Here is a 12,171-nt window from a genome sequence, read left to right as displayed (position 1 = left end):
GTTTCGGCGGCCATAGCGTGAGGGAAACGCCCGGTTACATTCCGAACCCGGAAGCTAAGCCTCACAGCGCCGATGGTACTGCAGGGGGGACCCTGTGGGAGAGTAGGACACCGCCGGACTCCTTTTATACAGAAAAGCCACCCAATGTTGGGTGGCTTTTCTGCGTTAACGTGCTTTTCGCGTGCGCGACGCGCATCGCTTCAACCGGGACTCATCGCTTCAACCGGGACTCGAGGACGGCTGCGGTCTCGCGCACAGCGTCCGCGAGGGCGGCCTCGTCGAGATCCGCATCGCCCCAGGTCGCGGCGACCGCGGCGACCGGCCACCCCGCATGGTCGCGCACGACCGCGCCGACGCTGCGAAGGCCTTCGGCCACCTCGCTGTCCTCGGTCGCATAACCGCGCACCCGCACGGTACGCAGAAGCTCCCGCAGCTCGCCGGGCGTGCGCGGGCCCAGGCCCGTGCGGTCGGGAAAGGCAGACGCGCTCGGATACAGAGCGCGAACCTGCTCACGGGGGAGCGCGGCGAGCATCGCTCGTCCGGATGCCGTGAGATGCGCCGGGAGCCGTACTCCGACGTCCGTGACGAGAGCCGGCCGTCGAGGGGCGCGCTCCTCGACGATGTACAGCACGTCGCCGCCGCTCATCACCGCGAGATGCGCGCTCTCACCGAGCAGATCGGAGAGGCCCGCGACCAGAGGGCGGCCCAGCCTGGCCAGAGGCTGCTGTCTGGCATACCCGCCGGCGAGTTCGAACGCCGACGTGCCGAGGCCCCAACGCCGGTCCTCACGGAGATGCAGCACGAAGCCGTGCGCCGCGAGCGTCGTGAGCAGGTGGTACACGGTCGACCTCGGCAGCTCGAGCTCCCGCGCTATGGCCGAAGCGGCGACAGGCGCGGGCCGACCGGCAAGGTAGCGCAGGATCCGCAGCGTGTTGTCTGCGGCGGGAACCTGAGGCGCGGCCTCCGCATCGTCTGGGATCACAGACACAGCATCCCATGATCGGGTATCCGCCGCGACCTGTCGGGTGTGGAATCGAGACATGAGTGATCCTTCCCCTGTCGTCGTCGGCGATGCGCCGTTGAGTCCTGCCGACGTCGTCGCCGTCGCACGACACGGCGCCCGTGTCGTGGTCAGTCCCGCGGCGCTCGAGCGCGTCGCGCACACCCGGCGCGTGATCGACGAACTCGCCGCCGACCCGCATCCGCACTACGGCGTCTCGACCGGTTTCGGCGCTCTCGCCACCACCTTCATCGCCCCGGATCGTCGGCTCCAGCTGCAGGCCAGCCTCATCCGTTCGCACGCGGCCGGCACCGGCGCCGAGGTCGAGCGCGAGGTCGTGCGCGGACTCCAGCTCCTCCGGTTGCAGACGCTGGCGTCCGGCCGTACCGGGGTGCGCCCCGTCGTCGTCGAGACGTATGCCGCTCTGCTCAACGCCGGCATCACGCCCATCGTGCGCGAGTACGGCTCGCTCGGATGCTCGGGCGACCTCGCACCGCTCGCTCACATCGCCCTGTCGGCGATGGGCGAGGGCGAGGTCCGAGACGAAGACGGAGAGCTCATCGCGGCATCCGACGCACTGGCGGCATCCGGCATCCTTCCGCTCACACTCGTCGAGAAGGAGGGACTCGCCCTCATCAACGGCACCGACGGGATGCTGGGGATGCTCGTGCTCGCTCTGCATGACCTCGACGCGCTCCTCGTCACGGCGGATGTGGCCGCGGCGATGTCCATCGAGTCCCAGCTGGGCACGGACGCCGTATTCGCCGCCGACCTCATGGCGCTGCGCCCCCAGATAGGTCAGGGGCGGTCGGCCGCGAACCTCCGGGCGTTCCTTCGCGACTCGCCCCTCGTGCACAGCCACAAGGGGCCGGAGGACGGACGGGTGCAGGATGCGTACTCGCTGCGCTGCTCCCCGCAGGTGCACGGTGCGGCGCGCGACACGGTGGCGTATGCCGCGACCATCGCCGATCGCGAGCTCGCCAGTGTGATCGACAACCCCGTGATCACCGTCGACGGCCGCATCGAATCCAACGGGAACTTCCACGGAGCGCCCGTCGCCGCCGTACTCGACTTCCTCGCCATCTCCGTCGCCGACGTCGCGTCGGTGTCAGAGCGACGGACCGACCGCGCGCTCGACCCCGCGAGGAACCGCGGTCTTCCGCCCTTCCTCGCCGACGAGGTGGGCGTCGACTCGGGCCTGATGATCGCGCAGTATGCGGCCGCGGGCATCGTGTCCGAGCTCAAGCGCCTCGCAGTTCCGGCATCCGTCGATTCGATCCCGTCGTCCGCCATGCAGGAGGACCACGTGTCGATGGGCTGGGCTGCCGCGCGCAAGCTGCGACGCGCCATCGACGGACTCGGACGCGTGCTGGCGATCGAGATCCTCACGGGTGCCCGCGCGCTCGACCTCCGTGCGCCCCTGCAGGCCGGGCCGGCGACGGGCGCCGTGCGCGACCTCGTCCGCACCGTCGCCGCGGGCCCAGGACCCGATCACTTCCTGTCACCTGACATCGAAGCCGTGACCGCGCTCGTGCAGTCCGGCGCCGTCGCCCGCATCGCAGAGGAGCACGCGAATGACTGACACCACTCCGACCGGGCCGCGCACCGTCCGCGCCGCGCGCGGCAACCAGCGCACCGCCAAGAGCTGGGGCGCCGAGGCGGCCAAGCGGATGCTCATGAACAACCTCGACGCCGAGGTCGCCGAGCACCCCGAAGACCTCGTCGTGTACGGCGGCACGGGCAAGGCGGCGCGCAGCTGGGAGGCGTACGACGCGATCGTCCGCACGCTCGACGAGCTGGAGCCGGACGAGACCCTGCTGGTGCAGTCGGGCAAGCCGGTCGGCGTCTTCCGCACGCACGAATGGGCACCGCGCGTCCTGATCGCCAACTCCAATCTCGTGGGGGATTGGGCGAACTGGCCGGAGTTCCGCCGCCTCGAGGAGCTCGGGCTCATCATGTACGGCCAGATGACAGCCGGGTCGTGGATCTACATCGGCACTCAGGGAATCCTGCAGGGGACGTACGAGACCTTCGCGGCCGTCGCCCGCTCACTCGGGAGGGAGTCGCTTCGAGGAACGCTGACTCTGACCGGCGGCGCCGGCGGGATGGGTGGCGCGCAGCCGCTGGCCGTGACGCTCAACGACGGGGTCGTGCTCATCGTCGACGTCGACGAATCCCGACTCTCGCGGCGTGTGGACCACGGATACCTCGATGAGTACACCACGGATCTCGACGCGGCCGTCGAGCGCGTCGTGGCGGCGAAGGATGCCGGCGAGGCCCTGTCGGTCGGTGTGGTCGGCAATGCGGCGGAAGTGTTCCCCGAACTGCGGCGACGCGGGGTGCCGATCGACATCGTCACCGATCAGACGAGCGCGCACGACCCTCTGGCCTACCTGCCGGTCGGTATCCCGGTCGCGGAGTGGAGGGCCGAGGCCGAGCGCGATGCCGAGGAGTTCACCCGGCGTTCTCGCGAGTCGATGGCCCGGCACGTCGAGGCGATGGTCGCGTTCCAGGACGCAGGTGCCGCTGTCTTCGACTACGGCAACTCGATCCGCGCCGAGGCGCAGCTGGGCGGTTTCGAGCGGGCGTTCGAGTTCCCGGGTTTCGTGCCCGCGTACATCCGGCCGCAGTTCGAAGAGGGCCGGGGTCCCTTCCGCTGGGCGGCGCTCTCGGGGGATCCCGAGGACATCCACCGCACCGATCGGGCGATCGCCGACCTCTTCCCCGACGACAAGGCGCTGCACAGGTGGCTCGAGAAGGCGGGCGAGAAGGTGCACTTCGAGGGACTTCCGGCCCGGATCTGCTGGCTCGGGTACAAGGAGCGCCACCTCGCCGGACTGAGATTCAACGAGATGGTGGCCTCCGGGGAGCTGACGGCGCCGATCGTGATCGGTCGCGACCACCTCGACTCGGGATCGGTCGCCTCCCCGTACCGTGAGACCGAGGCCATGAAGGACGGATCCGACGCGATCGCCGACTGGCCGTTGCTGAACGCCCTGCTCAACACGGCATCCGGCGCCTCGTGGGTGTCTCTGCACCACGGAGGCGGAGTGGGGATCGGGCGATCCCTCCACGCGGGCCAGGTCACGGTCGCCGACGGGTCTGCACTCGCCGCCGAGAAGCTCGAGCGCGTGCTGACGAACGATCCCGGCACCGGGGTCATGCGTCACGTCGACGCGGGGTACGAGCACGCTCGCGAGATCGCACGCGAGCGCGGCCTGAAGGTGCCGATGCTGTGAGCACCGCGCTGCTGACGAACATCGGCGAGCTCACGACGAACGTGATCTCGTCGGACGGCGACCGCGCAGGGACGCTGCGCCAGGCGGCCGTTCTCGTCGAGGACGGGCGGATCTCCTGGGTCGGCGCGACGGCGGACGCTCCTCGGGTGGACGAGGTCGTGGACGCGCGCGGTCGGGCGGTGATCCCCGGTTTCGTCGACAGCCACAGCCACCTCGTGTTCGGTGGCGATCGCGCCGACGAGTTCGAGGCCAGGATGGCCGGGCAGAAGTACGCCGCCGGCGGCATCCGCTCCACCGTCGCAGCCACGAGAGCGGCGAGCGACGAGGAGCTGCGGGCTCGACTGCACGGGTTCGTCGACGAGATGCGCGCCCAGGGGACGACGACCGTCGAGATCAAGAGCGGCTATGGACTCAGCGTTCGCGATGAGGAGCGCCTGGTGCGCCTCGCGGCCGAGGTCACTCCCGAGGTCACCTTCCTCGGAGCGCACGTGGTCCCCGCCGAGTACGCCGATCGCGCCGACGAGTACGTCGACCTCGTGGCCGGCGCGATGCTCGACGCGTGTGCGCCGCATGCGAAGTGGATCGACGTGTTCTGCGAGACCGACGCGTTCACGGTGGAGCAGTCCCGCAGAGTGCTCGACGCCGGAATCGCGAAGGGGCTGCGGCCGCGCGTGCACGCGAGCCAGCTCGGCCCCGGGGGCGGAGTGCGGTTGGCCGTCGAGCTGGGCGCGGCCTCGGTCGATCATGGCACCTACCTGACGGACGAGGATGTCACGGCGCTCGCCTCCTCCGACACCGTGCTCACGCTGCTGCCCGGGGTGGAGTTCTCGACGCGTCAGCCGTATCCGGATGCTCGCCGGCTGATCGACGCGGGGGTCACTGTGGCGCTCGCCTGCGACACCAACCCGGGGTCGAGCTTCACATCGTCGATGTCGTTCTGCATCGCCATCGCGGTGCGCGACATGGGGATGACGCCCGCCGAAGCGGTGTGGGCGGCGACGGCCGGGGGAGCTCTCGCCCTCGATCGACCCGACATCGGCGTGATCACGCCCGGGGCGCGCGCCGACCTCGTGCTGTTGACGGCGCCGACGCGCATCCATCTCGCCTATCGGCCCGGCGTGCCTCTCGTCGACAGGGTCTGGAAGGACGGCGTGACGGTGTTCGCGGCTGCAGGATCGGCACGAAACGGAGGATCATGACTCTCCCTCACGATGAACTGTGGCCGTGCGCGGGCTCCTGGCCCGCGTTCACCACAGGAGATGATGCGGATGCTGTGTTGCTCGGAGTCCCGACCTGGCGCACCTCGCTCTCGCCGACCGGTGCGCACGCGACGCCCGCGGCGATCCGCCAGGCGCTCACGCGGTACAGCGCCATGCTCATGGGCCCGCCGGTCGTCGATCTCGATGCGGTGCTGCGAGTCCTCGACGCCGGAGACGTGGCGGAGCCCGACGGTGAGGTCGGACTCGCGGCCACCGTCGCTCGCGTGCACGAGCTCGCCGACGCGGGGCGCCTCGTCATCGCGCTCGGGGGCGACAACGCTCTGACCTACCCGGTCGCCCGTGGCGCCGGAGCGACCGGACTGATCACGATCGATGCCCACTTCGACCTGCGCGACGGCGTCTCGAACGGCTCACCCGTGCGACGACTCGTCGAGGACGCCCCCGAGACCGAACGAGTCGATCCGGCGAGGATCGTCCAGATCGGCATCGCCGACTTCGCGAACTCGGCAGCCTATGCCGCGAGGGCAGCGGACTGGGGAATCCGGGTGATCACGCTCGACGAGGTGCGGCGGCGCGGCCTCGCCGATGTCGTCGCCGAGGCCACGACCATCGCCGGGGCGGGTGCTGCCGCCCGCATCCATCTCGACGTCGATGTCGACGCGGCGGATCGCGCGGCCGCGCCCGGGTGTCCCGCGAGCGTTCCCGGCGGTTTCGCCGCGTGGGAGCTGCGTGCGCTCGTGCGCGGTATCACCGCGGACCCCCGGGTCGTCAGCGCGGACATCGCCGAGGTCGACGCGACCGCCGACACCGACGACCTGCGCACGGTGCGCCTCGCGGCGCTCTGCGTGCTCGAGATGCTGGCAGGTCTCGCCATCCGCTGACACGGGGTCGGAACCGCGCGACTCAGTTCAGAGCTGACGTGAGCCGGAAGACTCCGTCGAGGAAAGTCGACTTCGCAGGTTCGCGCAGCCATTCGGAGAGAGTCAGTTCCCGGCCGGCGGTGCGGTACTTCTGCTCGACCTCGCGCATCTGAGCGACGAAGGACTCGCCGCGCACCAGCAGCGACATCTCCGAGTTCAGGCTGAACGAACGGATGTCCATGTTGCTCGAACCGATCACGGCGACGTCGTCGTCGATCGAGAAGTGCTTGGCATGCAGGATGTATGGCGCCGGGTACAGGAAGATGCGCACCCCGGCGCGCAGCAGCGCCTCGTAGTACGACCGCTGCGCGTGATAGACCATGGCCTGGTCGCCCAGCTCCGACACGAACAGCTGCACGTCGAGCCCGCGCCGGCAGGCCGACGTGATCGCGTACATCATCGCTTCATCCGGCACGAAGTACGGGCTCGTGAGGATGACCCTCTCCGTGGCGCCGTGGATGAGCGAGAGGAACATCCGCAGGTTGTTCTCCGTGCCATACGCCGGACCGCTCGGGACCATCTGACAATGCAGATCCGCTGACGCGGGTCTCGGAATCGCAGAGGCCGGGACCCGCTCGACAGAGGACAGATCCTCGCCGGTCTCGATCAGCCAATCGGACAGGAAGACCGCGTCGACCTGGGCGACGATCTGTCCCTCGACCCGCGACACCAGCTCCTGCCACATCAACCCGCGTCTGATGTTCTTCTCCGAGTCGTAGTCACGGGAGATGAGGTTCTGCGAGCCGATGAATCCGACAGTCCCGTCGACGACGACGAGCTTGCGGTGATTGCGCAGATCGGGACGCTGGTATTCGCCCTTGAAGGGCCGCACCGGCAGCATCCACGCCCACTTCACGCCGATCCGATCGAGTTCGGCGAAGGTCTCCTCGGACTTCGGGATCTTGCGCGAGGCGATGTAGTCGGCGAGGAGGCGCACGGTGACACCGCGCGCGACGGCCCGCTCCATCGCCGCGAAGAATCGATGGGTCGTCTCGTCCCGCGCCGCGATGTAGAACGCGACATGCACGTATCGCTCGGCGGACCCGATGGCTGCCGCCATCGCATCGATGGATCCCTGGTAGTCGTCGATCAGCTGCGCGGAGGAGTCGCCGACCATCGGCAGCCCGGTGAGGGCATGGTTCTGCTGGGCGACGCGCTGCAGCCAGCGCGGAGCGTGCACGTCGACGTGGTCGCCCGAGCGCTCGGAGATCATGGCCGTGATGCGCTGCTGCTCGTCGCGGCGCTTCTTCGGCAGGCGGAAGTCGCCGATCAGCAGGTAGAGCGCGATGCCGACGAAGGGCAGCAGGAACACCAGGAGCAGCCATGCCATCGCCGCCGTGGGTTTACGGCCCCGCGGGATGTAGATCAGCGCGAGCACGTTGATGAAGAACGCCGCGACGGCCAGGATCGTCCAGGTCACGTTCGCGGAGAGCAGCGAGTCCATGCGTCCTCCTTCGGTGGTGTCGGCATGTCAGAGGAGACCCCAGTGCGACCTGCGCGAGTGGTGAGCACGCTAGCAGCGGAGAGTCGGGTCCTCCACAGGCCCTCACCCGGTCGGTGCGATGGCTTCCGGCGCGAGGACCGCCGGGCCAGAGGCCCCGCGGTCAGGCGCCGGGGATCACCAGGTGCGCGATGGTGAAGATCGCAAGGCCTGCGAGCGCGCCCACGAACGTGCCGTTCAGGCGGATGTACTGCAGGTCGCGGCCGACCATGAGCTCGATCTTCTCGGTCGTCTCGACCGGGTCCCAGCGCTCGACGGTGTCGGTGATGATCGACGCGATGTCATGACGGTATCGGTCGACGACGAAGACGGCGGCGTCGGAGACCCACGTGTCGACGCGGTGCTGCAGTGCGGCATCCGTCGTCAGTCGCTCGCCGATCTCTTGCAGCGCCTGCGCGGCACGGACGCGGAGTCCGCTCGCGGGGTCGGCGAGCGCGGTGAGCAGCCCGGCCTTCGCCGTGTTCCACGCTTCGGCGGCGAGGGCTCCGACGCGAGGGCTGTCGAACAGCGACGCCTTCGCGTTCTCGAACTTGGCCCTCGTCACGGGGTCGTTCTGCAGGCTGTCGGCGAGACGCACGAGGTAGCCGTCGATGGCGAGGCGCGCGGGATGCTGGGGGTCTGCCTGCATGGCGCGGACGAACTTGACCGCCTCGTTGTAGGCGGTGTCATCGACCAGGCGCTGTGCGAGCTTCGGCATCCATCCCGGCAGTCGACGCGAGATGAGCCCAGAGAAGGAGCCTGCGTTCGCGTCGAGCCAGCGGCCGACGCTGTCGACGGCCAGATCGACGGCGCCGTGGTGCGCGCCGGCGTCGACGATCTTCTCGAGCCAGGCCCCCGCGGGGGGACCCCACTCGGGGGCGACGAGGTGCTCGCGAGCGAGGTCGGTGATGAGGTCGCGCACGTCGTCGTCGCTCAGGGCGTTGAGGACGGCGGTGGCGATGGCCGCGCCTTCAGCGCCCACCCGCTCGGCGTGCGCGGGCTCGCGCAGCCACTCGCCGGCACGGCGCGAGACGGCGGTGCTGGCGAGCTTGGTGCGCACGACGCCGGCCTCGAGGAAGTTCGTCTCGACGAACTCGCCGAGGGTGCGCCCGATCTCGTCTTTGCGGTTGGGGATGATCGCGGTGTGCGGGATGGGGAGTCCGAGCGGGCGGCGGAAGAGCGCGGTGACGGCGAACCAGTCCGCGAGCGCGCCGACCATGCCGCCCTCCGCGGCCGCCCGCACGTAGCCGAGCCACGGCTGTCGTTCCTGCAGCCAGAACGCGATGACGAACACCACCGCCATGAAGAGGAGCGCACCGAGCGCCACCGCCTTCATCCGTCGGAGGGCGCGAAGTCGAACCTGGTCTGCGGGCGAGAGGAGCGCCATCGGTGTTCGCGGCATGACGTCATCCTTTCACGCGGAGTCCATTCCGAGGACGTTCCGGGGCTCGGAGTCCTCGACCCGTTCTCGGCCTGACGGACGCGGGAGCGCGTACGCTCGAATCGTGATCGAAGACATCAAGAAGCGTGCACTGCACCGCACCAGCATCCTCGAGGGTCAGATGCGCGGCGTCGCGCGGATGATCGAGAGCGAGGAGTACTGCATGGACATCATCACGCAGTCCCGCGCGATCCAGCGTTCACTGGAGTCCCTGAACCGTCTGCTTCTCGAGAACCATCTGCGCACCCACGTCACGCACATGTACGAGGAGGGCGGGGAGGAGCGCGACAAGGCTGTCGACGAACTGCTCAAGGCGTTCGACTTCGACCGCAAGTAGCGACCAGTGGGAGTCACATGGCCGCAGGAACCTGGTCGTGGAGGACTCGAGCCGCCCGTCCCATCGTCGCTTCGGCGGCTGGTTGCGCGATCGGTGGTGGCGGGTGTCGAAGTCTCGTCGGTTGTCGCTCCCCACGACTGCTTAGCCGGCCATTGAGCTCGCCGGCCAGCGATACGTCACTCGCAGGTGACCAACGTCGAGCGGGGTCATTGCTGATGCATCGAAGAAGATCCGAACCAGGTCGGGGGGAGATTTCTTCCTCCCTGGGGCGCGCATCGGTCAGTGCTGCAGTCGCGTGAGAGAACTGCGTTGCCGTCCACCACCTACCTTCCCGGTGGTATGGACGCCTCCGGGACGAAGTAGGCGCGAGACGGTGGCGAGAAGATCAGCACGACTGCCGTCAAGGTGAACGCGGCTGCTGCGAAAAGGGCCAGCGGGACACCTTCCCACGTGATCAGAGCGACCGCAGCTGTCGTGAATGAGACCGGGAACAACGGCGTGGCAAATCGGGCCCATGACTTGCCTAGGAGCACCAAGAAGGTCGCTGTTGCGTACGCGAGCCACAGCACGAGGGGAACAAGGCCGATCCAACCTCCCCATGCCCCCATGAACAGCGCCAGCGGGAGCAGGGCACAGCCGCTTGATAGGGTGACCAGGCCTAAAATGATGAGGGCGATCCCCAATGTCCGCGGCATTGAAGCGTTGCGCTGATCAACGTTCGCCATTCCGCATCATCCCCCTCCGACCATTGCCGTTTGTCCGCTTCGCAAAGGATAGTCTCAGGATCAAGCTGGCGGCCCGTCCACTGCAGGCTGCCGCCGGTGTGAGCCGGGAGAGTCTCAACGACCCCTCGTCAGAGGCACGCAGCGATCCGCAAATTCCTGTCTGTCGATGTCGAAATCGCCGGGGTCGGTTCCGTCTCCTATCGAAAGCGGTCAGAATGGACCGCACCGAACGGGGAAGGCTTCATGGCCAAATATCTGATACTCAAGCACTATCGGGGCGGACGTCCCGCGGTCAACGAGGTCCCAATGGACCAGCTCACGCCAGACGAGTGGGCCGCACACATCCGATATATGCAGGATATGGAGCAGCGGCTCCTCGAGTCGGGCGAATTGGTGTCCTCGGAGGGGCTCTCCATGGGCGGCGCATGGGTCCGCTTCGATGGCGCGGGGCGCCCGCCCGTCGTCGACGGGCCGTTCGCCGAGACGAAGGACCTCATCGCGGGCTGGATGCTCGTCGAGGTCGATTCCTATCAGCGCGCCCTGGACCTCGCCGCAGAGCTGTCGGCTGCGCCTTGGGCGGGAGGAACGCCTCTAGGCGAATGGCTTGAGCTGCGTGAGGTGATGAGCGCGCCGCCCGTCCACGTCGAATGACCGAGACGGATGCCATGGCACTGCGCCGCGCGATCCCCGAGGTCGTCGGCATCCTCGTCCGGCGTGGAGCGGATTTCGCGTCGGCCGAGGATGCCGTCCAGACAGCCCTCGTGCGTGCGCTGGAGCGGCCGGCCGTCGATGGAGTGCGCGACATCCGTGCATGGCTCGTCACGGTTGCCTGGCGTGCGTTCCTCGATCAGGTGCGCAGTGACACGGCGCGCGCCGTCAGAGAGCAGCGACTCGCGGCTGAGCCCGAACCCGGTCCCGTTCCACAGCATGACGACCTGCTCGGGCTCTACTTCCTGTGTACGCACCCGGTCCTCACGTCAACGTCGGCGATCGCGCTCACGTTGCGTGCGGTCGCCGGTCTGACAACAAGGCAGATCGCGGACGCATTCATAACGCCGGAAGCGACGATGGCACAGCGCATCAGCCGCGCGAAACAGCGGCTCATTGGCATCTCGCTGAACCAGCCGGGTGACCTGTCCCGCGTGATGCGCGTGCTCTACCTTCTCTTCAACGAGGGCCACTCCGGCGAGATCGACATTGCCGCCGAGGCGATCCGTACCACGCGTCAACTCACGGCTCTCACTGCCGAGCCAGAGGTCGCCGGGCTGCTCGCGCTCATGCTGCTGCACCATGCGCGGCGGCCAGCCCGCGTGATCGATGGGCGCCTCGTGCCGCTCGCCGACCAGGACCGAACCCTCTGGGATGCCCATCTGATCGCTGAGGGCGTCGCCATCCTGCAATCGGCGCTCGCGCGGCATCAGCTGGGGCAATACCAGGCGCAGGCCGCGATCGCGGCCCTGCACGCGGACGCCCCGACGGCCGCCGAGACAGACTGGGCGCAGATTGTCGAATGGTACGACGAGCTGCTCTCCTTCGGAGATTCGCCCGTTATTCGGCTGGCCCGTGCGGTCGCGATAGGTGAGGCGAACGGTCCGTACGCGGGTCTCGCAGCCCTCGACGCCCTACGTGACGATGTGCCGCGCTACCACGCCGCGCACGCCTACCTATACGAGCGTGCCGGCGAGACGGAGGCCGCGGCCGCCGAGTACGCGGAGGCCGCACGTCGCGCGACCAGCGTCCTCGAACAACGACACCTCCAGTGCCAGGCTGACCGCCTCCGCGTGGGCCAAGACACGAACTGAGCCCCGG

General features: G+C 68.6%; 10 protein-coding genes and 1 rRNA gene. 8 read left to right on the top strand and 3 right to left on the bottom strand.

What is annotated here, in order from left to right; genetic code table 11:
• Window positions 1-2: 2 nt before the first annotated feature.
• Window positions 3-119: ribosomal RNA gene (rrf, locus tag BN2660_RS01200) — 5S ribosomal RNA — on the top strand.
• A gap of 92 nt (window positions 120-211) precedes the next feature.
• On the opposite strand, the gene BN2660_RS01195 is transcribed toward rrf, so the two are convergent.
• Window positions 212-988 carry an IclR family transcriptional regulator gene (locus tag BN2660_RS01195; RefSeq protein WP_255304978.1) on the bottom strand — a complete coding sequence of 259 codons (777 nt, stop codon included), beginning with the start codon at window positions 986-988 and terminating at the stop codon, window positions 212-214.
• A gap of 52 nt (window positions 989-1,040) precedes the next feature.
• On the opposite strand from BN2660_RS01195, the gene hutH reads away from it, so the two are divergent.
• The 4 genes from hutH to BN2660_RS01175 are packed head-to-tail and all read left to right on the top strand — an operon-like array spanning window position 1,041 to window position 6,340.
• A complete protein-coding gene (gene hutH, locus BN2660_RS01190) occupies window positions 1,041-2,582 on the top strand; it encodes a histidine ammonia-lyase (protein ID WP_091226159.1) in 1,542 nt (513 codons plus the stop codon).
• Entirely contained in the window at window positions 2,575-4,239 is a 1,665-nt protein-coding gene (hutU, locus tag BN2660_RS01185; protein WP_091226157.1) for a urocanate hydratase, read from the top strand. The genes hutH and hutU overlap by 8 nt, the downstream gene beginning before the upstream one ends.
• On the top strand, window positions 4,236-5,438 hold the full coding sequence (gene hutI, locus BN2660_RS01180) for an imidazolonepropionase (protein ID WP_091226154.1): 1,203 nt from the start codon (window positions 4,236-4,238) through the stop codon (window positions 5,436-5,438). Before hutU ends, hutI begins: the two co-directional genes overlap by 4 nt.
• Window positions 5,435-6,340: an arginase family protein gene (locus BN2660_RS01175; protein ID WP_091226151.1), complete on the top strand. Its 906-nt coding sequence runs from the start codon at window positions 5,435-5,437 to the stop codon at window positions 6,338-6,340. The genes hutI and BN2660_RS01175 overlap by 4 nt, the downstream gene beginning before the upstream one ends.
• 22 nt (window positions 6,341-6,362) lie before the next feature.
• Here the strand turns inward: BN2660_RS01175 and cls are convergent, their stop codons facing one another.
• Window positions 6,363-7,823, bottom strand: a complete 1,461-nt coding sequence (gene cls, locus BN2660_RS01170; RefSeq protein WP_091226149.1) for a cardiolipin synthase — start codon at window positions 7,821-7,823, stop codon at window positions 6,363-6,365.
• 160 nt (window positions 7,824-7,983) lie between these two features.
• On the bottom strand, window positions 7,984-9,261 hold the full coding sequence (locus tag BN2660_RS01165; RefSeq protein ID WP_091226148.1) for a DUF445 domain-containing protein: 1,278 nt from the start codon (window positions 9,259-9,261) through the stop codon (window positions 7,984-7,986).
• Window positions 9,262-9,364: 103 nt separating this feature from the next.
• Between BN2660_RS01165 and BN2660_RS01160 the strand changes: the two genes are divergently transcribed.
• The 3 genes from BN2660_RS01160 (at window position 9,365) to BN2660_RS01145 (ending at window position 12,164) form a co-directional block, all read left to right on the top strand.
• Window positions 9,365-9,637, top strand: a complete 273-nt coding sequence (locus BN2660_RS01160) for a metal-sensitive transcriptional regulator (RefSeq protein ID WP_091226147.1) — start codon at window positions 9,365-9,367, stop codon at window positions 9,635-9,637.
• Window positions 9,638-10,605: 968 nt separating this feature from the next.
• Complete coding sequence (locus tag BN2660_RS01150) at window positions 10,606-11,013, top strand: YciI family protein (protein ID WP_091226145.1); 408 nt, start codon at window positions 10,606-10,608, stop codon at window positions 11,011-11,013.
• Entirely contained in the window at window positions 11,010-12,164 is a 1,155-nt protein-coding gene (locus BN2660_RS01145) for an RNA polymerase sigma factor (protein WP_091226144.1), read from the top strand. Before BN2660_RS01150 ends, BN2660_RS01145 begins: the two co-directional genes overlap by 4 nt.
• The last annotated feature ends 7 nt before the right edge of the window (window positions 12,165-12,171 follow it).

It is taken from the genome of Microbacterium sp. 3J1 (assembly GCF_001049495.1).
Taxonomy (GTDB): Bacteria; Actinomycetota; Actinomycetes; order Actinomycetales; family Microbacteriaceae; genus Microbacterium.
The sequence above is the reverse complement of the archived record's forward strand: the minus strand, read 5'-3'. Positions and strand labels throughout refer to the sequence as shown.

Bases quoted from the DNA above. Each gene is read 5' to 3' on its own strand.
- hutH (WP_091226159.1), top strand. From the start codon at position 1,041: ATGAGTGATCCTTCCCCTGTCGTCGTCGGCGATGCGCCGTTGAGTCCT.
- hutU (WP_091226157.1), top strand. From the start codon at position 2,575: ATGACTGACACCACTCCGACCGGGCCGCGCACCGTCCGCGCCGCGCGC.
- BN2660_RS01175 (WP_091226151.1), top strand. From the start codon at position 5,435: ATGACTCTCCCTCACGATGAACTGTGGCCGTGCGCGGGCTCCTGGCCC.
- cls (WP_091226149.1), bottom strand. From the start codon at position 7,823: ATGGACTCGCTGCTCTCCGCGAACGTGACCTGGACGATCCTGGCCGTC.
- BN2660_RS01165 (WP_091226148.1), bottom strand. From the start codon at position 9,261: ATGCCGCGAACACCGATGGCGCTCCTCTCGCCCGCAGACCAGGTTCGA.
- BN2660_RS01150 (WP_091226145.1), top strand. From the start codon at position 10,606: ATGGCCAAATATCTGATACTCAAGCACTATCGGGGCGGACGTCCCGCG.
- BN2660_RS01145 (WP_091226144.1), top strand. From the start codon at position 11,010: ATGACCGAGACGGATGCCATGGCACTGCGCCGCGCGATCCCCGAGGTC.